26 protein-coding genes are annotated in these 23,472 nt (G+C 72.1%); 19 read left to right on the top strand and 7 right to left on the bottom strand.

The window, feature by feature from the left end; genetic code table 11:
* Window positions 1-16: 16 nt before the first annotated feature.
* Window positions 17-568 carry an Rv1733c family protein gene (locus CLV40_RS24110; RefSeq protein ID WP_146108211.1) on the top strand — a complete coding sequence of 184 codons (552 nt, stop codon included), beginning with the start codon at window positions 17-19 and terminating at the stop codon, window positions 566-568.
* Between the two features lie 303 nt (window positions 569-871).
* Here CLV40_RS24110 and CLV40_RS24115 read toward each other — a convergent pair whose 3' ends face one another.
* On the bottom strand, window positions 872-1,531 hold the full coding sequence (locus tag CLV40_RS24115; RefSeq protein WP_104481270.1) for a LiaF transmembrane domain-containing protein: 660 nt from the start codon (window positions 1,529-1,531) through the stop codon (window positions 872-874).
* A gap of 470 nt (window positions 1,532-2,001) precedes the next feature.
* On the opposite strand from CLV40_RS24115, the gene CLV40_RS24120 reads away from it, so the two are divergent.
* From CLV40_RS24120 to CLV40_RS24175, 12 genes are all read left to right on the top strand, one after another.
* The gene (locus CLV40_RS24120; RefSeq protein WP_104481271.1) at window positions 2,002-2,217 is read left to right on the top strand and encodes a hypothetical protein; all 216 of its coding nucleotides are present in this window, start codon (window positions 2,002-2,004) and stop codon (window positions 2,215-2,217) included.
* 30 nt (window positions 2,218-2,247) lie between these two features.
* On the top strand, window positions 2,248-3,150 hold the full coding sequence (locus CLV40_RS24125; RefSeq protein ID WP_104481272.1) for an ABC transporter ATP-binding protein: 903 nt from the start codon (window positions 2,248-2,250) through the stop codon (window positions 3,148-3,150).
* Window positions 3,147-4,730 carry an ABC transporter permease gene (locus CLV40_RS24130; RefSeq protein ID WP_104481273.1) on the top strand — a complete coding sequence of 528 codons (1,584 nt, stop codon included), beginning with the start codon at window positions 3,147-3,149 and terminating at the stop codon, window positions 4,728-4,730. Before CLV40_RS24125 ends, CLV40_RS24130 begins: the two co-directional genes overlap by 4 nt.
* A 36-nt stretch (window positions 4,731-4,766) precedes the next feature.
* Window positions 4,767-5,048 (top strand): PLD nuclease N-terminal domain-containing protein, encoded by a 282-nt coding sequence (locus tag CLV40_RS24135; protein WP_104481274.1) that lies wholly within the window; start codon window positions 4,767-4,769, stop codon window positions 5,046-5,048.
* A gap of 778 nt (window positions 5,049-5,826) precedes the next feature.
* Window positions 5,827-6,597 carry an amino acid ABC transporter permease gene (locus CLV40_RS24140; RefSeq protein WP_245931538.1) on the top strand — a complete coding sequence of 257 codons (771 nt, stop codon included), beginning with the start codon at window positions 5,827-5,829 and terminating at the stop codon, window positions 6,595-6,597.
* A complete protein-coding gene (locus CLV40_RS24145; RefSeq protein ID WP_104481276.1) occupies window positions 6,582-7,382 on the top strand; it encodes an amino acid ABC transporter ATP-binding protein in 801 nt (266 codons plus the stop codon). The genes CLV40_RS24140 and CLV40_RS24145 overlap by 16 nt, the downstream gene beginning before the upstream one ends.
* Before the next feature lie 32 nt (window positions 7,383-7,414).
* A complete protein-coding gene (locus CLV40_RS24150; protein WP_104481277.1) occupies window positions 7,415-8,311 on the top strand; it encodes a transporter substrate-binding domain-containing protein in 897 nt (298 codons plus the stop codon).
* A 14-nt stretch (window positions 8,312-8,325) separates the two neighbouring features.
* Window positions 8,326-9,195, top strand: coding sequence for a helix-turn-helix domain-containing protein (locus tag CLV40_RS24155; RefSeq protein ID WP_104481278.1), 870 nt, complete (start codon window positions 8,326-8,328; stop codon window positions 9,193-9,195).
* 64 nt (window positions 9,196-9,259) lie between these two features.
* Entirely contained in the window at window positions 9,260-9,697 is a 438-nt protein-coding gene (locus CLV40_RS24160) for a cupin domain-containing protein (RefSeq protein ID WP_104481279.1), read from the top strand.
* The gene (locus CLV40_RS38280; protein WP_181043705.1) at window positions 9,694-10,038 is read left to right on the top strand and encodes a helix-turn-helix domain-containing protein; all 345 of its coding nucleotides are present in this window, start codon (window positions 9,694-9,696) and stop codon (window positions 10,036-10,038) included. Before CLV40_RS24160 ends, CLV40_RS38280 begins: the two co-directional genes overlap by 4 nt.
* Before the next feature lie 81 nt (window positions 10,039-10,119).
* Window positions 10,120-10,995 (top strand): DUF1444 domain-containing protein, encoded by an 876-nt coding sequence (locus CLV40_RS24170; protein ID WP_104481281.1) that lies wholly within the window; start codon window positions 10,120-10,122, stop codon window positions 10,993-10,995.
* A gap of 66 nt (window positions 10,996-11,061) precedes the next feature.
* Window positions 11,062-12,255: a DUF11 domain-containing protein gene (locus tag CLV40_RS24175; RefSeq protein ID WP_104481282.1), complete on the top strand. Its 1,194-nt coding sequence runs from the start codon at window positions 11,062-11,064 to the stop codon at window positions 12,253-12,255.
* Between the two features lie 18 nt (window positions 12,256-12,273).
* Here the strand turns inward: CLV40_RS24175 and CLV40_RS24180 are convergent, their stop codons facing one another.
* Complete coding sequence (locus CLV40_RS24180; RefSeq protein ID WP_104481283.1) at window positions 12,274-14,097, bottom strand: GNAT family N-acetyltransferase; 1,824 nt, start codon at window positions 14,095-14,097, stop codon at window positions 12,274-12,276.
* A gap of 515 nt (window positions 14,098-14,612) precedes the next feature.
* On the opposite strand from CLV40_RS24180, the gene CLV40_RS24190 reads away from it, so the two are divergent.
* Window positions 14,613-15,365 (top strand): HisA/HisF-related TIM barrel protein, encoded by a 753-nt coding sequence (locus tag CLV40_RS24190; RefSeq protein WP_104481285.1) that lies wholly within the window; start codon window positions 14,613-14,615, stop codon window positions 15,363-15,365.
* Here the strand turns inward: CLV40_RS24190 and CLV40_RS24195 are convergent.
* The 4 genes from CLV40_RS24195 to CLV40_RS24205 form a co-directional block, all read right to left on the bottom strand.
* Window positions 15,347-16,696, bottom strand: coding sequence for a pentapeptide repeat-containing protein (locus CLV40_RS24195; protein ID WP_104481286.1), 1,350 nt, complete (start codon window positions 16,694-16,696; stop codon window positions 15,347-15,349). The genes CLV40_RS24190 and CLV40_RS24195 overlap by 19 nt on opposite strands.
* Before the next feature lie 68 nt (window positions 16,697-16,764).
* Entirely contained in the window at window positions 16,765-16,947 is a 183-nt protein-coding gene (locus tag CLV40_RS37410; protein ID WP_146108212.1) for a hypothetical protein, read from the bottom strand.
* 40 nt (window positions 16,948-16,987) lie between these two features.
* Window positions 16,988-17,794 carry an alpha/beta fold hydrolase gene (locus CLV40_RS24200; protein WP_104481287.1) on the bottom strand — a complete coding sequence of 269 codons (807 nt, stop codon included), beginning with the start codon at window positions 17,792-17,794 and terminating at the stop codon, window positions 16,988-16,990.
* 151 nt (window positions 17,795-17,945) lie between these two features.
* Window positions 17,946-18,410, bottom strand: coding sequence for a hypothetical protein (locus CLV40_RS24205; protein ID WP_104481288.1), 465 nt, complete (start codon window positions 18,408-18,410; stop codon window positions 17,946-17,948).
* A 142-nt stretch (window positions 18,411-18,552) separates the two neighbouring features.
* Here CLV40_RS24205 and CLV40_RS24210 point away from each other — a divergent pair, with 142 nt between their 5' ends.
* The 3 genes from CLV40_RS24210 to CLV40_RS24220 all read left to right on the top strand — a co-directional run bounded on the left by CLV40_RS24210 (window position 18,553) and on the right by CLV40_RS24220 (window position 21,346).
* On the top strand, window positions 18,553-19,140 hold the full coding sequence (locus tag CLV40_RS24210; RefSeq protein ID WP_104481289.1) for an RNA polymerase sigma factor: 588 nt from the start codon (window positions 18,553-18,555) through the stop codon (window positions 19,138-19,140).
* Window positions 19,118-20,026, top strand: coding sequence for a CU044_5270 family protein (locus CLV40_RS24215; protein ID WP_104481290.1), 909 nt, complete (start codon window positions 19,118-19,120; stop codon window positions 20,024-20,026). Before CLV40_RS24210 ends, CLV40_RS24215 begins: the two co-directional genes overlap by 23 nt.
* A gap of 351 nt (window positions 20,027-20,377) precedes the next feature.
* Complete coding sequence (locus CLV40_RS24220; protein WP_104481291.1) at window positions 20,378-21,346, top strand: IS110 family transposase; 969 nt, start codon at window positions 20,378-20,380, stop codon at window positions 21,344-21,346.
* A gap of 148 nt (window positions 21,347-21,494) precedes the next feature.
* On the opposite strand, the gene CLV40_RS24225 is transcribed toward CLV40_RS24220, so the two are convergent.
* Window positions 21,495-21,719, bottom strand: a complete 225-nt coding sequence (locus CLV40_RS24225) for a hypothetical protein (RefSeq protein ID WP_104481292.1) — start codon at window positions 21,717-21,719, stop codon at window positions 21,495-21,497.
* A 172-nt stretch (window positions 21,720-21,891) separates the two neighbouring features.
* Here CLV40_RS24225 and CLV40_RS24230 point away from each other — a divergent pair, with 172 nt between their 5' ends.
* Complete coding sequence (locus tag CLV40_RS24230) at window positions 21,892-22,692, top strand: hypothetical protein (protein WP_146108213.1); 801 nt, start codon at window positions 21,892-21,894, stop codon at window positions 22,690-22,692.
* Between the two features lie 98 nt (window positions 22,693-22,790).
* Window positions 22,791-23,429, top strand: a complete 639-nt coding sequence (locus tag CLV40_RS24235; RefSeq protein WP_104481294.1) for a hypothetical protein — start codon at window positions 22,791-22,793, stop codon at window positions 23,427-23,429.
* Window positions 23,430-23,472 lie beyond the last annotated feature (43 nt).

Below are 23,472 nucleotides of genomic sequence, written 5' to 3' on the forward strand. Positions count from 1 at the left end.
CCTGCTGAGGTGGTCGGTGCGTTCCTCCGCCCGCGGCGCCGACCACGTCGAGGCGGTTGTCGTCGTGCTCTGCGCACTGGGCGCACTCGTGGCCGTGCCGGTCGCGGCGGCGGTCGGCACCGAGGTGTACGTCGGCACTTCGGCGGCGGCGCGTCGGGAGCAGGCCACGCGGATCCCCGCCGAGGCGACCGTGCTGGTGGCCACACCCGCGGGTCTCTCCGGCAGCGGCGGCGCCGCCCTGCCGCACAGCTTCCAGGCGCCTGTGGAGTGGTTCGCGGGCGGGGAGCGGCACACCGGGATGGCGTCCGTGCCGGAAGGTACCCGGGTGGGCGAGCACCAGACGGTCTGGCTCGACGTGGTGACCGGCGAGCCGGTTTCCCAGCCCACCCGCGCCACCGACGCGGTGACCAGCGCCATCACCGTCGCCGTTTTGGTCCTGATGTTCGCACTGGTCGGCTTGGTGGTGCTCTGCGCGACCGCGCACTCGGCACTCGACCGGCTCCGGTTGCGCGGCTGGGCGGAGGAATGGGCCCGTGTCGGCCCCCGCTGGAGCCACCACACGCCCTGAGACCTGTGCTCGCACGTAGAAGGCAGACTGCCGAGTAGGGCCCTACGCGGCGACCGGCGGCCTGGACACCGCTTTCCGGCACCGATTTGCCAGGCATCGGGTGCCCACGGACGGCGTGACCCGCGACGAGTCGGCGAACCCGCCGCGGTTCGCGGACGCGACCGACTACCCTTGCCCGTCATCCGACCGACCACGCGCGGCCAGGTCGCCCACCGTCGGCACCACCGGCTGTTGGCGGCTTACCGCAACCGATCGGCGGGCGCGGCAGCTCGTGGTCGGCCCGCCGACGGCGCCGGGGGACGCTCAGCCGGGTTCGTTGCCCACACGGATCCCGCCGAACACGGCGGTAGCGCGCACGACCAGCACAGGTGCCTCCGGCGGGAGCTGTTCCCCCGCGGTCTTGTCCTCGCACCCGCCCATGACCGGCATGCCGGTGATGCGCACCCGCCACCCGCGTGGCACGAGGACGTCGACGCCACCGAAAAGCGCGAGCGCGTCCACTGTGGCCTCCCGCTCGACGTGCGCCTCGCGCAGGTCGAGGGTGGCGCCGCCGAAGATCGCGGAGACGTCGGCGTGCGTGAGGTGCGCGGAGCGGTCGACGGTCCTGGTGCCGCCGAACACCGCCACCGGCGCGGTGAACTCGCTGTGGTCGACGACGCGGTGCCTGCGCAGTCCGATCAGGACGGCCGCGCCCATGACGACGAAGACGGTCGGCCAGAACACGCCGCTCTCGCGCCACCCCAGTTGGTTCGCCAGCAGAACGCAACCGAAAGCCGCTACGACAACCGGGCCCGCTGACACCCGCCGCTGCACGAGCATGACCGTGACCCCGAGCCCGATGACCGCGACCGGCCACCAGTGGTCGAGGACGTTTCCCGCGTCGAACAGGTCGAACGCGTCGGCCAGGCCGAGCACCCCGAGGATGAGCAGGACCAGGCCGATCCACAGCCGAACCGGTTTCATGACGACCTCCTCGTGTCGATCGCGACGCCCCGCACACGCGGGGCCAGGCACGTCGACGCTAGGGCGGACCCGCGACGACCGACGCGCTCGGAGGTCCCCTGATCGCCGGGACCTTCGCACCCGACGACGTCACCCGGCGAGACCGGACCATCCGCGCGGCGGACAGGACCTTCGTCCCTGCGCGGTCGCGGTCGCCGCCGCGATTCTGGGAAGCGGTCGACGACACCGGGAGGAGCCACCCGTGACCGCGACGTCAAGCAGGCGGACACCGCCCACCGCGAACACCGGCACTCGGCAGTCGCCCGCCATCGACTTCCTCGGTCATCAGCGGCTCGCCGACAGCGCCCACCTGATGACCGAACCACCACCCCCTGCTGGAACCCTCTCGGCCGCGACCACCGATCGAGTCGACCTCCGGCGGGTCGCCGCCACGACGACACCGGCCTCGGGGGGACCAGCTCACCGAGGTCGTGCGTGGGACTGTCGACCGCGGCGGCGGCGTGCTGATCCCCGCCTTCGCCGTCGACCGCACGGAGACGGTCCTGCTCACCCCGGCGCGCCTCGCGCGATCCGCGTCCTTGGCGGCGCGCCTGGGGACCGGGTACGGGTGGACCGCGGTGGTGCTCCTTGAGGGCGAACGCGTGCTGGTCCGGCCGTTCGCGCCACCGTCCACCCAATCCACCTGACTACCGGCCACCCGGCAGAGGAGCCACGCCATGGCGAACGCAATCACGAGTGACGCCATCACCGCATCCGGGCTGCGCAAGGCGTTCGGCCGCACGCGCGCCCTCGACGACTTGGCTCTGACGGTGCGCGCGGGGGAAGTGCATGGGCTGCTCGGTCCCAACGGAGCGGGCAAGACCACCCTGCTGCGGGTGCTGCTCGGGCTTGTCCGGGCGGATTCCGGGGTGGCGCGCGTCCTCGCCGCCGACCCGTGGCGCGAAGCCGCGGAGCTGCACCGGAGGGTGGCCTACGTGCCGGGGGAGGTGACGTTGTGGCCGACGTTGACCGGCGGCGAGGTGATCGGCCTGTTGGGGGAGTTGCGCGGTGGCGCACGTCGCGCGCGGGTGGCCGAGTTGGTGGAGCGCTTCGAATTGGACCCCACCAAGCGGTGCCGCACCTACTCGTCGGGCAACCGCCGCAAGGTCGCGCTGGTCGCCGCGCTGGCCTCCGACGCCGAACTGCTGGTGCTGGACGAGCCCACCGCCGGGCTGGACCCGCTGATGCAGGCGGTGTTCGAGGAGTGCGTCGCGCGGGCACGGGAGGATGGGCGCACGGTCTTGCTGGCCAGCCACATCCTCGCCGAGGTGGAGAAGGTGTGCGATCGCGTCAGCATCGTGCGCGCGGGCCGGGTCGTGGACAGCGGCACGCTGAGCGACCTGCGCCACCTCACCCGGACCACGGTGCGCGCCCGGCTGACGGGCCCGCCCAACGGCTTGGCGGCGCTTCCCGGCGTGCACGACTGGACCGCTGACGGCGACCAAGTCCGGTTCCGGGTGGATGGGAACCGGTTGTCACAGGTGCTGCACGTGCTCACCGAGCGTGAGGTGCGTGACCTGGTCTGCCAGCCGCCCACCCTCGAGGAGCTGTTCCTCGGCCACTACGGGAGCCGGTCATGACCGTCCCCGAGGGAACCTGGGTGTTGGCGCGACTGGCGCTGCGCCGGGACCGGGTGTTGTTGCCCGCGTGGATGGCCGCGCTCGCCCTGGTCGCGATCACCTCCGCCGCCGCGACGAAGGGCCTGTACCCGACGGCGGACTCCGTGCGGCAGGCGGCCGGTGCCCTCAACGACACCCCCGCCATGGTCGCGGTCTACGGCCACATCGCGGACGTGTCCTCCCTCGGGGCCCTGGCGATGCTCAAGCCCCTGACCACGGGCGCGGTGCTGGTCGCGGTGCTCGCGGCAATGCTCGTGGTGCGGCACACGCGGGCGGAAGAGGAGGCGGGCAGGCTCGAACTGGTGCGCGCCGGGCTGGTCGACCGCTTCGCGCCGATGACCGCGGCCTTGGTCGTCGTCATCGGCGCGAACGCGGTAATGGCGGTGGTGACCGCGCTGGGGCTCAGCGCGACCGGTCTGCCGGTGGCGGGCTCGTGCACGCTGGCGGCGGCGTGGCTCTTCGTGGCCGCGGTGTTCGCGGGCGTGGGCGCGTTGGCCGCTCAGGTGGTCACCGGGGCGCGGGCGGCGAACGGCCTCGCGGTGTCCGCGCTCGGCGCGGCCTTCGCGGTACGCGCGATCGGCGACACGACCGCGCCGTGGCTGTCGTGGCTGTCGCCGCTGGGGTGGGCGCAGCGGACGCGCCCCTTCGCCGGGGACCACTGGTGGGTCGCCTGCGTCGGTCTGGTCGTCGCGGGCGCGCTGATGGCCGCCGCCTACGGGGTGCTGGCCCGTCGCGACCTCGGTGCCGGTGTGCTGCCCGAGCGCGTCGGACCCGCGACCGCCGGGCGCGGGCTGCGATCCGCGCTCGGCCTCGCGTGGCGGCTCCAGCGGGGATCGCTGCTGGCCTGGTCCGCGGGTTTCGCCGCCTACGGGCTGCTGGTCGGTGGCGTGGCGGACCAGGTCGGTGGACTGCTCGACAGCGACCAGGCACGTGAGCTGTTCACCCGTCTCGGTGGGCAGTCCGGGATGACCGACGCCGTGCTGGCCGCCATGGTGGGCTTGCTCGGCGTGGTGGCCTCGGCCTACGGCGTGCAGGCCGCGCTGCGACCCGCCGTGGAGGAAGACGCGGGTCGCGCGGCCCTGCTGCTGTCCACCCCGCTGGGGCGACCGCGCTGGGTGGCGGGCCACCTGCTGATCGCGGGCACGGGCGTGGTCGTCGTCCTCGCCGCGGCGGGCGTGGCAGCCGGTGCCGTACACGGGGCGCGCACGGGCGACGCGGGGCAGATCGGACGGGTGCTGACCGCGGCGCTGGCGCAGGCACCGGCGGGCTGGCTGTTGACGGGCTTGGTCCTGGCCGTGTTCGGCGTGGCACCCCGCTTCGCGAAGGCGACCTGGGCGGCGTTGGCCGTGTTCCTGCTGCTGGGGGAGTTGGGCCCGGCACTGGGACTCGCCGACTGGCTGATCGGCCTCTCCCCGTACGCGCACTTGCCCCACCTGCCCGGCGGCGCGTTCGCCCCGTTGCCGGTCGCCTCGCTGGTCGCCGCATCGGCGGTGCTGGTGGCAGGCGGTCTGACAGCGTTCCGCCACCGCGACGTCGGTTGAGCCCCGACAGGTGGATTCACAGCGAAGGAGACAACGATGCGGCGCAAGTGGACAGACCTGACCCGTTGTCAGCGCAGAGGAGTCATCGCGGCGGCGGTCCTCCAGATCGGCCTCGCCGCGTGGGCGTGGACCGACCTGGCCCACCGTCGCGCCGAGCAGGTCAACGGCCCGAAACCGCTCTGGGCGGCGGCGATCGCGATCAACTTCGTCGGCCCGATCACCTACTGGCGGTGGGGCAGGCACCACCCCGGCAGGGGGTGCGCCCCGTGCTCGGGGCGCGGCGGTCGGCCTGGTCCGCATCCGCATGGCGGCCAGTGACAGAGCGCTACCCCGCGCACACCGAAGTCCGCGCCATACCGGCCGCACGGTGGCGATCCGAGATTCACCGCCGACCTGGCGCCCGATCGCGTCCCCACCGAGGGGCGACAGAACGTCCACTTCGCGGCGATAACCCTGCCCGCGGAATTGAGGATTCGCCCCCGGGTCGGCGGCGAACTCGAGCCCCGCTACGAGACTCGGGGACGACTCGGTTCCCATGTCTGCCGGAGTTCGATGGCCATTCACCGGAACCGAAGCCGCGATTCGGGCCGTGCTCGCGGTCCAGCTCAAGACCCACGTTGCTGAGAAGGGCGCTCAGCGCGGTGTTCGCCGGGGTGAAACCGGCGCTGACGTCTGGGCACTCCCGCTCGTGTCACCTCTCGTGCTGCCGCGGCGACAGCGGTCCGCGCTGGAACACCGATGCCCCAGTCGTAGCAGGGTATTCACCCGCCCACGGGTTGGCGGCAGCAGGGCGGTGACCGACCGCGGGTTCAGGACCTCGGATCTGGTCATCATCGCCGTCAGGGCGTGGGGTCGACCTCGGGCAGGCGGGTGAACTCGATCGTCATCGGGCCGTGGTCCCGGCATCAGCGGTGATCGGTCCACTGTGTCCGATTGGCCGCGGAAATTCCCTGACGGGCCAGTGCGCGCGGGTGCCTGGCGTCGGGTGGGAGCTTGGCAGGGAGAGTCAAGAAACCGGCTCCGCGGCGGCCTACCGTGCTTCGCACCCGGGCAGAGGGGGAGGATGATGCTGGAAAACGCGCACACGTTGGAAGTGGTGCGGCGCAGGGGATACGCGTCCCGCTGGGTGGTCGGCGCGGTGTTGGTCGCGGTGGTCGGGTGGTTGGCCTACACGGTGGTCACGAGCCCGAACCTGGACTGGGTGGTGATCGGTCAGTACTTCCTGTCGACACCCGTCATGGAGGGTGTCGGCACCACCCTGGTGCTGACCTTCGCCACCCTCGGCATCGGGCTGGTGCTCGGTGCCCTGCTGGCCATGATGCGCCAGTCGCACAACCCCGTCGCCATCGCGGCGGCCTCCGGGTACATCTGGTTCTTCCGGGGTGTGCCGCTGGTCGTGCAGATCGTGTTCTGGTTCAACCTGTCGCTGCTGTTCCCCACCCTCGGCTTCGCCCAGACCAACGCGGTGATCACCCCGTTCCTGGCCGCCATGCTGGGGCTGGGCCTGCACGAGGCGGCCTACCTCGCGGAGATCATCCGGGGCGGGTTCCTCGCGGTGCCCGGTGGTCAGGTCGACGCCGCGCTGACCATCGGCATGACCCGCGCGCAGGCGACCCGGGCCATCGTGCTGCCGCAGTCCGTCCGGGTCATCCTGCCCGCGCTGGGCAACCAGTTCATCCTGATCCTGAAGGGCACCTCGCTGGTGTCGGTCATCGGCGGTGGCGACCTGATGACCCGGGCGCAGCAGATCTACGGGCAGAACTACCAGGTCATCGCGCTGCTGCTGGTGGCGACGGGGTGGTACCTCATCCTGGTCACCCTCGCCGGGCTCGGGCAGCGCTTCCTCGAGCGATGGGCGGCGGCGTGATGACGGCGGAAGGCGGCCTGCGGCTGCGCGGCCTGCGCAAGTCCTTCGGCGCGATGGCGGTGCTGCGCGGCGTCGACCTGGACGTGGCGCCGGGCGAGGTCGTGTGCGTCATCGGCCCGTCCGGCAGCGGCAAGAGCACCCTGCTGCGCTGCGTCAACCACCTCGAACCGCTCGACGCCGGGTTCGTGCAGGTCGACGGCCTGCTCGTGGGCTACGAGCCGCGCGACGGGCGGCTGCACGAGAGCAGCGAGCGCGACACCGCCCGGGCCCGGCTGCGGATGGGCATGGTGTTCCAGCAGTTCAACCTGTTCAGCCACCTGAGCGCGCTGCGCAACATCACCCTCGGCCCGGTCAAGGTGCTCGGCCGCGACCCCGCCGAGGTCGAGGCGGAGGCCCGCGAGCTGCTGGCCAGGGTCGGCCTCGCCGGGCACGCCGACAAGCTGCCCGGCCAGCTCTCCGGCGGCCAGCAGCAGCGGGTGGCCATCGCCCGCGCGCTCGCCATGCGGCCCTCGGTGCTGCTCTTCGACGAGCCCACCAGCGCGCTCGACCCCGAGCTGGTCGGGGAGGTGCTCGCGGTCATGCGGGACCTCGCCGACCAGGGCATGACCATGGTCGTGGTCACCCACGAGATCGGCTTCGCCGCCGACGTGGCCGACACCGTGGTCTTCATGGACGAGGGCGTCATCGTCGAGTCCGGCCCCGCCGACCGCGTGCTGCGCCACCCCGACTCCGCCCGGACCGCGGCCTTCCTCGCGCACGTCCGCCGCCACCCCGAAGCCGACTGATCCCCGCCGATCCCCCTCGAAGGAGCCCGACCATGCCCAGACGCCTGGCCGTCACGGCGCTCGCCGCCATCCTGGTCACCGCGGGGTGCGGTGACCCCGGTGCCCAGCAGCAGCCGACCGCCCCCGCCGCGACCGCCCAGCCCGCCAAGGACCAGGCGCTGCACGACCTGCTGCCGCAGCGGATCAAGGACGCGGGGGTACTCAACGTCGGCACCACCCTGCCGAACCTGCCCTACCTGCTCACCGACGCGGACAACACCATCACCGGCGGTATCACCCCCGAGGTCGGCAAGGCCGTCGCGGCCAAGCTCGGCGTCGGCTACAAGATCGAGAACATCGCCTGGGAGGCGCTGCTGCCCGGGGTCGCGGCGGGCCGCTTCGACATGGCCGACGACGGCCTGTCCGACACCGAGGAGCGGCAGCGGGTCGGGGTGTTCGTCGACTACATGCAGTCGGCCAGCGTGCTGGTGACCGCGAAGGCCAACGAGGGCAAGTTCAAGTCGATCGATGACGCGTGCGGTAAGCGGATCGCCACCATCCGTGGCACCACCGACGTCAAGCACGCCGAGGAGATCTCGCAGGACTGCGTCAAGAAGGGCAAGGCCGCCGCGGAGGCCCGCCAGTACCCGACCGCCCAGGACGCCGACCTCGCGCTGCGCTCCGGCCAGGCCGACTTCCAGGTCGCGGTGACCGAGCAGGCCAAGTACGCGATCGAGAAGCAGAACGCGCCGATCGCGATCGTGTCGGAGAACTTCGGGCTCAGCTACGTGGGCATGTACCTGCGCAAGGACGACACCCAGTTGGCCGACGCGCTGCTCGCGGCGTTGAAGGCGCTCAAGGCAGATGGCACGCTGGACACCATCATCGGCCACTATGGACTCAAGGCGCTGCCCGAACCGGGGATCAACCTGGCCACCAAGGGCAGCTAGGCGAAGGGGGCGGCATGGTCCGCGCGACACCGCCGCTGCCGCTGCACGAGATCGAGGTCCCGGTGCCGAACGGCCTGTCGCCGTTCGCCATCGGGACCTTCGACGAGATCGGGTCCTTCACCAGGGCCCGGTTCCCGCACCGGCACGACTTCTACGAGATCCTGTTCCTCACCGGCGGCGGGGGAGTGCACGTCGTCGACTTCGAGCCGTACGAGATCGAGCCGAACTCGGTGTACGTGCTCGCGCCCGGCCAGGTGCACTTCTGGAAGGATTCCGAACTGATCACCGGTCGGGTTCTGGTGTTCGCCGAGGAGTTCCTGCTCGTGCACCCCGGCGGGCTGCTCCCGGCGCCGGGCGGCAGCCCGCTGCTGCGGCTCGACGACGCGCAAGCCGCGCAGGTCGAGGAGGTGCTCGACGACATCGACCGGGAGTACCGGTCCCGTGACCCCGGGTACGCCACGATGTTGCAGGCGCACCTGCACATCCTGCTGGTGCGCATCCAACGGCTGCGGCAGGCGCACCCGCGGGTGCCCGCTTCGTCGTCGATCGTGTGGCGGTTCACCCGGCTGGTCACCAAGCACGTGCTCGCCGAGCGCTCGGTGACCGCGTACGCCGAGCGGGTCGGGGTGACCGCGGGCCACCTCACCGACCTCGTGCGCGCCGCCCTGGGCACGACCCCGGGCGCGGTGATCCGCGCGGCGCTGGCGCTGGAGGCCAAGCGGCTGCTGGCGCAGACCGAGCTGAGCGTCGCGCAGATCGCGCACGCCCTCGGCTTCGAGGACCCGTCCTACTTCGGCCGGTTCTTCAAGCGGGAGGCGGGCGCGAGCCCGGGTGACTTTCGGCGGGACATCCGCGAAAAGTACCAGTTGGCCCACGACCTCTGACTGTCCGCGCGGGGTCCGCGCTCGTAGCTTCGAAACAGGCCACATCGAAGCGAAAGGCGTTGACATGGCAGGGAAGTACGAGAAGTACATCGTTCGCAACATGGTCCGCGAGGAGCTGCCCAACGAGGGCGTGCTGGCCTACGGCGAGGTCGAGGGCGGTACCAGCGGCGCGCACGCGCTGATCAGCGGCTGGCAGGTGCCGGGCTGCCAGGTGCACATCGCCTACAGCTGGATCTACCAGGTGCCGACGCCGAACCCGTACGTGCTCGAGCACACGCACGAGTACGACGAGGTCCTGCTGTGGATGGGCTCGAACCCCGACGACATCAACGACCTCGGCGCGGTCGCGGAGCTGACCATCGAGGGCGAGGTCTACGAGATCTCCACCAGCGCGTCGGTCTACATCCCGGCGGGTGTGCGGCACTGCCCGCTCGGCTACAAGAGCGTGGACCGGCCGTTCCAGTTCATCGCGCTGTCGCTGCACCCCGAATACAAGTCGTGACCGGCCGCGGCCCGGATCCCCTGCTGCACCGCATCCACGCCTTCATCGACGCCCGGCTCTCCGACCCGGAGCTGAGCCCGACCGGGGTCGCGGCGGCCAACCACGTCTCGACCCGGCAGCTGTACCGGCTGTTCGAGACCGAGGGAACCACGGTGGCGCGGTGGATCCGGGACCGGCGGCTGGAGCGGTGCCGGGTCGACCTGCTGGCCGCGCGCGGGACCGGGGTGTCCGAAGTGGGCGCTCGGTGGGGCATCCCGGATTCCTCGTACTTCAGCCGGGTGTTCCGCCAGACCTACGGCTGCGCGCCGCGCGACTATCGGCGCACCCGTCATATGGTCTAGACCTTGTGGCCGGGCGCGCGTGGGGAAGGCGAACCGCTCTCGCAACACGCCTCACACGCGCCCGGCACTAGCCTCGTGGCCATGAACAACGACGTCACCGTGAACGTCATCGTGTTCCAACTGCGGGAAGGCGAACCGGCACTGGCCAACGTCCCCACCCAGGCCGACGACGCCGTCCGCCTGGCCTGGGCGCACGTCTCGACCGAGCGCGGCATCACCCCGGCGGACGTCACCGCCGTCTACAGCGAGTGGCAGCCCTCGGACGAGGACAACGCGTTCGTCGCCGCGACCTTCCCGGGTGTCCAGCAGACCTACAGCTTCGCCCGCCCCGCCCCCGACGGCTGGGAGGCGGCCTTCACCGAGGCGCGCCGGGTGATGGTCGAAGCGGCGCGGCAGCAGGCGCAGGAGACCGGCGAGGAGCTGCTGCCCCTGGTCTGGAGCACCGCCGCCACCGGCTCGTCCCTCCTCGAATCCCTCCCGCACCTCCAATTGGTCCCCGGCCAGCTCGCCGTGACCCTCGGCCGGGTCGGCATGACCGAGCGCGGCACGGTCGGCGTGCACTACCTGACCGCCAAGGAACACGAGGACATGGGCGCCCCACCGCTGGCCGACCTGCTGGCCCAGGCGGGCGACAACCTCAAGCGCGGCCTGCGCATGGAGGTACACGAGTCCGACCGCGGCGACCTGCTCTCGATGACCCGGGCCACCTGGCTGGCCTCCTCCGCCATCGCCCTCGACGACTTCCACGCCCGGCTGTCCCGGCAACTCGGCACGGACCGCATCGTCGTCGGCATGCCGAACCCGGACCAGCTGCTCATCGCGGCCGCCGAATCCGGGTGGCTGGACGCCATCCGGGAGGAGGTCATGAAGTCCGAGCACGCCAACGGCCAGTTCCTGCCCGCGGTGCTGCTGGTCGACTCCCAGGGCATGCAGGTGCTGATCGAGCAGACCGCGTAGCGGCCCGAGCACCCAGGGCCACCGGTCCACGCCGCGCTAACCCGTCCGCGCCGCCCCCGTAGCCCGATGGGGGCGGCTACCCAACAGGTGCGCCGGGCTGACCGATCGGGCTATGTCCAGGCGCTCGCCGTCAACCCCGACGGCACCGACCGCGCGCGGCTGACCACCCACCCCGAGTACGACTCGTCGCCGGTGGTGTCGGCGGACGGGCGGAAAGTGGCGTTCATCAGCAGCCGGACCGGTGTCAACCAGATCTGGGTGATGAACGCCGACGGCAGCGGGCAGACCCAGGTCGGCGCCGACGGCGTGGTGGAGCGGGGATTCGTCGTGTGGACGCTGTCCTGGGCGCCGAACGGCCGGATCTTCTACTCGAACCGCGACGGCGTCATCGTGTCGGTGAACGCCGACGGCACCGGTGGCGCGTCCACCGGCATCACCGGGGCGGAACCCGCGGTGTCGCCCAACGGCACCCGCATCGCCTACGTGCCACCGCCCACCGGGATCGCCAACGGCAACCTGTGGGTCGCGGACCTCAACGGCGCCAACGCGATCCGCCTGACCGACAACCCCGACTACACCAGCGCCTGGCACCCGGACTGGTCGCCCGACGGCACCCGCGTCGCGTTCACCCTCTTCAGCCGCGTCACCGCGGGCGTCGGCGTGGTCGGTGCCGACGGCAGTGGACTGTCCACTGTGCCCAGTGCGTCCACCGAGTACGGGCCCCAGTGGTCCCCGGACGGCGCCCGGATCCTGATCACCGGCGGCTACGGCCGCGTCTTCGACACCGTCAAGCCCGACGGCACCGGCCGCTCCCGCACCGCGGCCTCCCCGGGCGGTGCCACGGCCGCGCTCATGGCGGGCGACTGGGCCGTCGTCGTCCCCGCCGACGCCGCCGTGACCCTCACCGCCGCCGCGCCCATCACCGGCAGCCGCGTCGACTACACGATCGGCGTCGCCAACTCCGGCCCAGCGACCCTCGGCTCGGCGACCGTCGTCCTGACCCTGCCCGCGGGCATCACGCCCACCCTGGTCCCCGCAGGCTGCACCGCGTCCGGCAACCAGGTGTCCTGTGTGGTCGGCCCGCTGGAGCCGGGCAAGTCCACCCAGCGCGTGGTCCGCACCGTCGCGGACCTGCTCACCCTTGGTCAACGCACCGCCCGGGTCGTCAAGGTCGCCGGGACGCCGGTGGACCCCAACCCGGCCAACGACTCCGCGACCGCGACCTGCGACACGGTCCTGGGACTGCTCATCACCTGCTGACGCCGCGTTCGCGGGACATCAGCGCGGCGGTCTTGTCGGGCAGGTCCACGGTGCCGAGGAAGGTGTAACCGGACCGTTCGAACGTCTTGATCGAGGATGCGTTGCGCGAGTCGGGTTCGGCGACGACGCGGCGGCCTCGGGGTGGGCGGCGAGGACGGCGTCGGTCACGGCGGTCAGGAGGTGGTGGCCGAGACCGCGGCCCCGGTGGTGGGCCGGACCGATGAGCAGGTGCACGCCGAGGTCGTCGGGATGCGCGGGGTAGCACCGGGCGAGCGGGTCCGCGGCTACCCGGTAGACCTCCCAGTAGCTCATCGCCTCGGTGCCGAGGTGCCCGATCCAGGCGTCGCGTTCGGCGGCGGTGGCGCGGAGGTAGTCGACGATCCTCCGCTGTGACCAGGCCATGTTCCAGTAGCGGGCCACCTCGGGGTCGTTCATCCAAGCGCGCACCAGTTCCGCGTCCGCCACCGGATCGACCGGCCGCAGGTGGAAGTCACCCGCGGGTACCGGCACCGGGTCGTCGGCGGTGATCACGCGAGCGGGTTGGCGATGTCGACGTAGACCGACTGCCCGTCGACCGGGCCGATCATCGGCCAGCCGTTGAGCGCCGAGCGCGCCGACGAGGCCGAGGAGGTTGTTGACGCCGACGTAGTAGCCGAGGCGTTCGTCGATCACCGCGTCGGGGCACCAGGTGCCGAGGTCCCGCCCCACGCCCGGTTGCCACCGCGAGAGCGCGTCGGCGCGCTCGGCGGAGAAGTAGTACCCCTGGTTGTCCCGGTAGCGCCCACCTGAGGGCAGGCCGGACTCGTCCAGCACAACGAGCGTGTTCTGCTGGTGCGCCTCCAAACCGAGGCCGTGCGCACCGTACAAACACAGCACCGGGGCGATGACGGCGTCGAGGTAGCGCGCCAACCACTCCTCTGCGACCTCCTGGGTCTCCCTGCCGTCCCGTCGAGCGAGGTCGTGGAAGAGGGCGCCCAGGGTGGACCGGCCACCGGGTCGGTCCGGGCGTGACGCGGTCAGCCCGGCCAGGCACGAGACGCGCTCCCCGTGCCGGAAGGGGTTGTCGCGCAGTACCACCTCCAACCCGCGCGCGCCGCGGACCGCGAGCCACGCCGGATCGCGGACGACGTCGAAGTCCGGGTACGCGGCCCGCAGGTCCGCGCCCAGCCCCGCCGCCAGCAGCCGGTGCACGGCGATCCCCCGCGCCAGCTCGACCGGCAGGTGCTCCCGGCGGGAGTTCGTGATCCGCAACCCCAGGGACAGCTTCAGCATCACCGGCGCGTCCGGCCGGTAGACCGTGCGCAACGACGAGGTCGGGGACCACTGTGGTCCCGCCGACCCCAACGGCACCAACGCGCCCCGGTCCAGCAACTCCCCGACCCCGGGCCGGGTCACCAGGTCACCCGCCTGCCACGGGTGCGCGGGTACGGCGGTGAACCCCTCCGGCACGACCAACTCCGGTGCCTGCTCCGCCACCACCCGGTCGGCGGGCGTGGCCAAGGCCGAGTCCTGGTCCACCAACTCCGCTGCCACGGCGAACCAGCTCAGCGCGAACTCCCCGCGCAGCTCGGGGGAACACGTCCGCGCCGATTCCCCGGTCAGACCCTCCCGGCTCGCTGGTGACGGGTGCAGCGGGTGCCCCAGCACGAGTGACTGCTCACCGGCGAGGAAATCGAGCGCCCCCGAAGGGTGTTCCGCGCGCCGGGCCTCGACCTGTCGCGCCACCCGCCTGCGGGAATCCAGCACGCGGCCCACCATGTCGGCGACCGCGTCGGACGGTGCCCGCGACGCCTCGGACGCCGCCTCCGTGGCCAGCAGCGCGGCGACCGCAGTGGAGTCCAACCGGACCCCGCGCTCGGTGTTTCACCGGCCCGAACCGGTGGTGGCCCGTTCGCGACCAGTAGTGCACCCGGACCCGCAACCGCGCCCCGGAAGCGGGCAGCGACAACGCCAGGACGTCGCCATCGGGCTCCGCGACGCGGGTTTCCCGCACCCAGCACCGCACCAGGTTCTCCGCGGCGGCGAGGTCGGCGACCTCGTCCGGGTCCGCGACGGACAGCAGCGGTTCGTGGGCCGCGGTCACGGCCGCACTGTCCGTTCCGGACACCGGATCCGTGACGTTCGGTCCTCCCACGGCGGTCGGCTGGTCCCGCCCACGCTCTCCGCCGCCACCACCGCGTGAGAATCCCCGTAACGCCATTGCCGGTGAAATGAACCCGACGTCGCACGGGCGCGGACCCTGCGTGGTCCCGCGCTGCTCCAAACCGGTGTCGACCGGTTCCCACCCTGATGGACGAGTTTCGCGGTTCGCCCCACGCGGTTAAGTGACCCTTGATCAACCCCGAGCAGGAGGCCGGATGACCACGGACGCGTTCACGGTGTTCCCATCCATCCACGTCGCCCGCGGGCGGGTGGTGCACCTCGTGGGCGACGGCCACGTACCCGAACCCGTCCGGGTCGACCCGGTCCGCACCGCGCTGGAGTTCCAGCGGCAGGGCGCGACCTGGCTGCACCTGGTCGCCGTCGACGACGACATCGACACCGTCCGCCGGGTCATCGGCGCGGTGGACATCGACGTGCAGCTGATGTGCCGCGACACCCTGACCGACGACGCCTCCCTCGACCGCGCGCTCGCCACCGGGTGCGCCCGGCTCAACCTCGGCCGGTCCGCCCTCACCGACCTCGACTGGTGCGCCCGCGCCGTCTCCCGGCACAGCGACCGCCTGGGGGTGAGCCTCCCGGTGCGCACCGTCGACGACGCCCGCCACGTCGCGGGACCCGGTCACGGGACGACCGTCGCCACCCTCACCGACGTCATCACCACCCTCGACCAAGCGGGCTGCACCCGGTACGTGGTCACCGACGTGACCCGCGAAGGCACCTTGTCCGGCCCGAACTTCCCCCTGTTCGAGGACGTCTGCGCCGCGACCCCGACCCCGGTCCTGGCGGCGGGCGGCATCAGCTCCCTCGGCGAGCTCCGCTCCGTCGCGACGCTCGCGCCCCGCGGTGTGGCGGGCGCCATCATCGGCCGTGCCCTCTACGCCAACGCGTTCACCTTCTCCCAGGCCCTGAGCGCCACGACGGGGAGCGGTCAGTCGAGGTCGGTGTAGTCGGCGAGTTCCGGCGGGATCCCGCGTTCGAAGGTCGTGCTGTGGAAGTCGACCTGGGGGTCGGTGGGTGAATCGGTGCGCGGCGCCGGGATCGGGCAGAACTCGGCGCCGTGGAAGTCCGCGTTGGCGGTGAAGGTGGCGGCGCCGAAGTTGGTGGTGCCGCCGAAGACCGTGGTGCGGAAGTCGGCGTAGCCGGTGAAGCCCGCCGCGCCGAAGTTGGCGCCGTCGTGGAAGTGGGTGCGCTCGAAGTCGGCGCCGTCGGTGAAGGTCGTGGAACCGAAGTTCGCGCTGTGGGTGAACTGCGCGGACTCGAAGTCGGCGCCGTCGCCGAAGGTGCTCCACTCGAAGTCCGCGGTGGCGAAGGTCGCCGCCTCGAAGTTGGCGTACTCGGTGAAGGTGGTCCACTCGAAGTCCGCGTCGGCCGCGAAGCGCGTGGCGCCGAAGTTGGCGCCGCCGGTGAAGGTGGTCGCGCCGAAGTCGGCGTCGCCGGAGAAGGCGGCCGAGGCGAAGTCGGCGTAGCCGACGAAGGTGGCGGAGCGGAAGACCGCCGTGCGCACCGCGCACCGCCGCAGGCTGAAGCCGACCAGCGTCGCCGCGGTGAGGTCGAGGTCGATGTCGCGCCAGAACGTCGACAGCGGGCCGTCGGTGTGCTCGCCCGGGCAGAGGTGCGCGGTGATCAGGCGCTGCGCGGTGAGGCGGACCTCGCGCTCCTGGAGGCGCTCGCGGTAGGTCGCCCGGTAGGTGTCCTCGATCTGCTCGACGGGCAGGTCGTCGCTGGTGTCGTCGGGCAGTTCGCACGGCATCCGCAGGCACGCGCACAGCACGTTCACGATGGTCTGCCGCTGGCCCGGGTTGTCCTGGGCCAGCCGTTCGAGGGCGTAGAGGCCACCGAGCCGGACCGGGGCGTGCGGCGAGCCGAGCAGCTCCACGGCCTTGGTGTAGAGGTCGGTGATCCGCCGGGCGGCGGCGTCGTCGCGGGTGTCGGCGGCGACCCGCTCCCGCAGCGCGAACGCGAGCGCGGTGTCGGCCTGGTCGCGGTCCTTCTGCCGCAGGGCGATCTCGGTGCTGCGCTGCCTGCGCGCGGCGAGCAGCAGCGCCGCCGCGCCCCCGGTGCCGACCACGATCGACCCCGCCGTCCGGATCGCGTCGAGCTTGAGCCGGTCGGCCTCGGTGTCGCGGTCGGTGTGCCCCATCAGCAGCCACGCCGTCACCGCACCCCCCACCGCCACGATCAGCACCGCCCACGCGATGATCACCTTCACGGAGAGCACGGTGTAGCGCACCGGCGCGTCGTGCTCGACGGGTCCGCGTCGTGCCGAGTCGGTTGTCACCCCACCAGCGTCGCGCCGGCACGGCGGCCGGACCGCCAACCGTCAACCGATCGGGTGGCGCGCCCGGGCTACCCGGTGGTACCCGGCGCCAGGTCCCAGGTCTGGCCGGGCACGCCCGCGACCGTGACACCCACCGTGCCGCCGCCGGGGTCGGCGGTGAGCAACCGCTGGGCAGCCGGGTCCGCCGACGCGGGCGAGACGATGAACATGCTGGTCGCGGCCATGGCGGCGGCCACCGCTGTGGTCCTCATGGGCGAGGCGTAGCCGCCCCGCGCCGGACCGGACGCGGCGTCACACCATCCGCTGGGACTTGGCGGGCAGCTCCCCGGCGAGGAACGCGGAGATGATCGCGGCCGTGGCGGCCGGGTGGGTCAGCGCGGGGGAGTGGCCCGCGCCGTCGACGGTCTGGATGTCGGTCGACCCCGGCAGGTGGTCGCGCAGGAGCGCCATGCGCTCGACCGGGATCGAGACGTCCTCTGAGCCGCGCAGGAGCAGGGCCGGGCAGGTGATCTCAGCGAGCCGGTCGACGATGTCGTCCCGGGTGATCAGGCAGTCCACCGGGGCGCCGAGCGGAACCCCGCGCTCGCGCCAGCGCGCCGCCCACACCGCCGCCAGGCGCTCGTCGCCGACGATCTGGCGGGACAGGGGGACGATCAGGTCGTCGATCGGTCCCGAAGCGGTGAGAGCCGCGAACAGCTGGGTGTACTGCGCGCGGTCGTCCGCGGCGAGGGCGGACGCCTCCGTGTCCATCAGCACCAGCGACGTCACCCGCTCCGGTGCGAGCAGAGCGGTGCGCAGGGCGATGAAACCGCCTTGGCTGACCCCGCCGACGACGGCGCGCTCGACGCCGAGCGCGTCCATCAGCTGGAGCTGTCCCCGTGCCAGGTCCCAGTACGTGTACGGCGAGCCGTCGGAGGTGGTGTCGCCGTGTCCGGCGCTGTCCCACGTGATGACGCGGTAGCGCGGGGCCAGCGCGGTGGCCAGGTCCGCGAACATCGTCTTGTCCAGGCCGAAGCCGTGGGCGAGCAGGACCACCGCACCATCACCGCCGGGGTCGAGCACGGCCAACTCCAGCCCGTCCACGGTCACCTTCGGCATCCCCGTCCTCCTCCGCGTCGCGACATCCCAGGGATATCACGCGCGGGACCTGGCGGTGGCGTTCCGCCGCGGCTGTGATCACCGCGGCGGAACGCCACGTCCACCTCGACGCGCCGCCCCAGCGGCCGGGGTGGTGTCCCCCCTGCGTGGGTCAGGCGCCGCGGTTGCCGCAGCGCGCGGGGGCGGGTGGCAGGACGACGGTGCCGTCGATGACCTCACCGGTGTCGTGGCGGACGGCGTGGGCCCTCATGTGCTCCACCGTGTTGCGCGCGGCGGGCGTCATGTGGACCTCGCGGAGCCCGGTGGGCGTCGAGACGTCGTCGGGGTTGGTGAAGAACACGACGTCGTTGTCGGTGAAGGTGACCGTCCAGTGCTGACCTGCGCCCCGGGTGGCGATCTCGAACTCTTCCCCGACGACCAGCGCCCCCGGTACCGGCCCGTCGTCGTCGTACATCGACTTGAGCGTCCACGGCGTGCCGTTGCCGCCCACACCCTGTGCCCGCGCCGCCTGCCCGCAGGGCCGATCCTTGGCCTCGGCGGCGGTGGCGGTGGCCGTGACACCCACGAGGGCGAGCACGCCCACGGTGACCACGGCGGTGGGAACGCGCATGCGCATCGCGGAACCTCCTTGCGTTTCGCGGAAAATCCCTACGGTGACCAGTACGCGCCGCTGTTACACCGGCGGCCCGTGAACCCGGATCGGGGGTTGTGCGGATAACAGGTGACCGAACCGCGCAGTGCCCGCCCGAGAGGACGAGATGACAGCAACCGACGCGGAGATCATCGAACGATCACGGCGGGAGCCCGAGTCGTTCGCCGAGATCTTCGACCGGCACGCCCCGCACATCCACCGGTACCTGGCCCGGCGCCTGGGGCGGGAGGCGGCCGACGACGCGGTGGCCGAGACGTTCCTCGCCGCCTTCGACAAGCGGGAGCGCTACGACCGGGGCAGACCGGACGCCCGGCCGTGGCTCTACGGCATCGCGACCAACGTCGCGGGCGGCCACCGCCGCGCCGAGGCGCGCCGGTTCGGCGCCCGGCCGCACCCGGTCGACGCGCACGACCACGCCGACCGGGTGGCCGCCGACGTCACCGCCCGGTCGTTGCGCGCCCAGCTCACCGCGGCGCTGGGCGCCCTGTCACCGGGGGACCGGGACGTGCTGCTGCTGATCGCGTGGGAGCAGCTGGCCTACGAGGAAGTCGCCTCGGCACTGGACATCCCGGTCGGCACCGTCCGCTCCCGGCTCAACCGCGCCCGCCGCCTCGTGCGGGAGGCGCTCGGCGCCACCTCCACCACCGACACCATCGAGGAGCTGCTCAACAATGGACAACACCAGGCTCGATGACCTGACCCTCGTCCACGACCTCGGCGCGGACACCCCGCTGCCCACGGCCGCGGACCTCGACCCGGTCCGGCAGCGGCTGGTCGCGGGCATCACCCGGCAGCGCACCTCCCGCCGCCGCTCCCGGATCGCGCTGGGGGGCACGACGATCGGCGTCGCCGCGGCGGCCGCCGCCGTGGTCGCCTTCTCCTTCGTCGGCGGCGACCCGCCCGCGCCGTCCACCGCCACCGGACAGGCCACCGCCCCGCCCGTCACGGACCCGGTGCGGCTGCTGGCCGCGGCCGCGAAGACCGCTCGCGCCCAGACCGGCCAGACCCCGCGGCCCGACCAGTTCGTCTACACCCGCACCGGCGACCGCGAGACCTGGTTCTCCGTGGACGGCAAGCACGACAGCCTCATGCGCAGGGCGGGCAGGGACACCCCCGTGCCCGGCTGTCGAGGCGGGGTGGAGGCCGTGGTGAAGGGGGACGACGTCGTCCCGGGGCAGTTCCAGCCCTGTGAGGTGCGTCCGGCGTACCGCTCGGACCTGCCCACGACCACCGAGGCGATGATCACCTACCTGGCGGACAACGCCAGCGGCGAGCCGGGCGACATCAACGCCCGGGGCAAGGACATCCTGGGCCTGGCGACCGAGTCCATGCTCCCGCCCGCCACCCGTGCCGCGCTCTACGAGGCCGCCGCCCAGATCCCTGGTCTCACCGTCATCCCCAGCACCCAGGACGGCGCGGGCAGGCCCGGCGTCGGCATCACCTGGACCCAGCCGGAGGGGGATCCGGGGTCCGTCGGCGTGGTGATGGTCTTCGACCCCACCACCCACCAGTTCCTCGGCACCAACTTCGACTCGATGCGGGAACCGGTGATCGTGGACCAGCCGGGACAGCGTCCCTGAAGCTCCAACCCCTGATCCGATCCGCCGCCCGGGGCAGGCCGCGATTTGATCTCGCCTGCCCTGTCCATCCACAGGATTTCGCGGCCGCTTCCACCTCACCCCAGCGCCGGTAGACTGGAGCAGGGCTGTCCCCGTTACCTTCTTCGTAGCTCCTGATCAAGGAGTGCTGGTCGCCAGGCCCGGCATGACTTGCTTCCCCAGTCGAACGCATGATCCGGGGGACCGGGTTTGGTGCGTGGGTGGACCGCTGATAGGGACACGGCCGCCCTCTGGGCAGGTCTCGTCGTAACGTGGTTGCGGCCGTCGGTGCGTGACTGGCGACCAGGACACGACGAGACGTGAGGACCGTTGATGGACGACGGCTACGCGGTGTTCCCCGGCCTGGACGTCGGCAAGGGCGAGCACCACGCGGTCGGCCTGGACCCGGCAGGGAGGCGGTTGCACGGCGGGCCGCTGCCCAACAGTGAGCCCAAGCTGCGGGAGGTCTTCGACAAGCTCGCGAAGCTCGGGCGGGTCTTGGTGGTGGTCGACCAGCACAACACGATCGGCGCGCTGCCGGTCACCGTGGCCCGCGCCTGCGGCCTGGACGTCGCCTACCTGCCCGGCCTGGCCACGCGCGGGATCGCCGACCTCTACCCCGGCAACGCCAAGACCGACGCCCGCGACGCCTTCGTCATCGCCGACGCCGCCCGCACCCTGCCCCACGCCCTGCGCCGGATCGACGTCGGCGATGACACCCTCGCCGAACTGGACGTGCTCATCGGCTTCGACGACGATCTGGCCGCCGAGGCCACCCGGATCAGCAACCGCATCCGCGGCCTGCTCACCGGCCTGCACCCCGCGCTGGAACGCGTGCTCGGCCCGAGAGCCGCCCACCCCGCGACGCTGGAGATCCTGTCCCGCCCGGCGGCCCGATCGGCTGCCCGGGTCCTGACCTCCATGCCCGGCATCGGGGTCAGGACCGCCGCCCGCATCCTGCTCGAAGTCGGCGACGCCTCCGCGTTCAAGTCCTCCGCGCACCTGGCCGCCTACGCGGGCATCGCTCCCGTCACCCGCACCTCCGGCACCAGCATCAAGGGCGAACACCCCGCGAGATCCGGCAACCGCAAACTCAAACGCGCGTTCTTCCTCTCCGCTTTCGCCGCCCTGCACGACCCCGCCGGCCGCACCTACTACGACCGGCAACGAGCCGAGGGCAAGAAGCACAACGCCGCCCTCATCCGCCTCGCCCGACGCCGCCGCGACGTCCTGTTCGCCATGCTCCGCAACAGCGCCCACTACCGCCACACCGAACCCGCCCACACCGCCATCGCGGCTTGACAACCCCATAGGGACACCCCGGAGGAGGGCGGGGGCTGCGCTCGATTCGGGCGGTGGGGTTCAAAAGGTCGTTGACCGGGTCCGTCGAGGGTGGGGGGCGCTCAGGCGGCGGCGTCCGGGCCGGGGAATCCCCGGCCCGGACCGCGGGTCACTTGGCCGACTGCTCGAGGTGCAGCAGGGCGGCGGCGAGGGTGAAGTACTTGCTGCTCGCCAGGTCGCGGACGGTCTTGATGCCGAAGGCCGCGGCCAGCTTCTCCGCGTCGCCCTCGCTGACGCCCGCGAGCGCGGCCACGGGCGCGTCGAGCACCTCGGTCAGGCTCAGTTCCTCGTAGGCCTTGTCGAGCTGCTTGGCCAAGTCCACCGAGATCGCCACAGCGGTGTTCCTTTCCTGGGGTGGGGAGTCGAAGTTGACCGCGCCACCCTATCGAGGGGCCTCGACCGCGTGACGGCGGTCGGGGTCGTCACCGATTGTCTACCGTCGACGGGTAACGCCCGGTGCCGTGCGCCGATGCAGTGGTCGGATTCCAGCGAGCGGAGACCCGACGATGAGCGCGCCCCAGGCCCGACCCCAGGTGGGCAACTACTTCCGGTTCCTGCTGCCCGACGGGTGGACGGTGCAGGAGAACGCGAACATGCTGTGCCTGAACTCCCCGGACCAGCAGGCGGCGATCATGACCGTCGGTCTGGTGGGGATGTTCCAACCGTTCACCCCGGACCAGTTCGCCGACTACGCCCTGCGGCTGCAGGGCATGCCGGTCACCGCGTGGCACTCGGGTCGCCCGGTCCCGCCACCGCCCGGCGCGACCGCGGCGGGTCTGTTCGAGTTGACCTACGCGATCGGCCCGATCGCCTGCCACGCCGTCGTTGTCTCCCAGGTGACCCACGGCTACGGGCAGTGCGACGCGTCGATCACCATGGCCGCCGCCCAGGTCCCGTCCTGGCCCGCCTACCGCGAGTGGCTGCCGGACGTCGCGGCGCACGTCGCCCCGGCCGGTTCGCAGACCTACGGCGCGGGCGCGCTGGCCCGGCAGAACCTGGACAACTCCATCGCGTTGGGACAGCGGTTCCACGAGGTCGACGACCACGGTCAGCAGCGCTGGCAGGAGGTCGTCGACCAGCGCTGGCGGTCCGACGAGCGGCGCGGTTTCGAGTTCCGCGAGGCACTGGGGAACGTCGACACCCGGGTCGACCCGTACGACAACAACCGGCCGGTCGAGCTGAGCACCCGGTACCGCTTCTACTGGGTCAACCGCCAGGGCGACATCCGCGGCAGCGACGACCCCAACTACGACCCCCGCGTCGGTTCCACCGACGAGTGGACGGTCATGCCCCGCTACCGCCCCTGACCCGGGGGGCGTTCGGACGATCTTGTGACCACCCCGTCACGGCCGAAGTGGATCAAGCGATGTGCTGGCTGTCCGGCCGACGACGCGGAGGTCCACCCATGCGCTTCTCCAACAGCAACAGCTTCTACGGCGACCCGGTGGCCGATGTGGAACCGTACCGCGACCTGGTGCTGGCCAACGTCACCGACCTGGGCCAGTTCGCGGGCGGTCAGCCCGTCGTGTTCACCTGGGACAACCCGACCAAGCACCAGATCGAGTACGTGGAGGTCACCCGCGCCGACTACGAGGCGCTGACCGCCGAGATGGAGGTCGAGCCCCCGGCCCCCGCGACGAACACCTACGGCCTCGACGACAACTGCTACTACGTCACCGCCGCCGCCCTCCTCGACACGACCGTCGGCGCCCTCATCACCACCACCGAAACCATGCAGATCCGGGGCGGTGCCTCGGAAGGGGAGATCACCTCGCTGTTCCGCGCCGCGGGCCTGCGGGCCACCCCCACCACCCTCACCACCTACACCGCGCTGGTCGCGGAGATGCGCCGGGTGGCGGCGGGCAGCCACCGGCGCTTCGCCGTCGCGTTCGGCCGCGCGGACGGCAGCGGGCACGCCGTGGTCGGCGAGGTCATGGGCGCGGACACGGGCGAGGTCCGCTTCCGCGACCACCAGGTCACCGAGGGCGCGGACGCCACGACCGACGTGTCGGCGGGCGTGCTCTTCGTGCTGTACCCGCAGTAGCCGCCGCGCCACCGGTTCCGGCCCGGGGGAGCCGGAACCGAGC

Source organism: Actinokineospora auranticolor (assembly GCF_002934265.1).
GTDB lineage: Bacteria > Actinomycetota > Actinomycetes > Mycobacteriales > Pseudonocardiaceae > Actinokineospora > Actinokineospora auranticolor.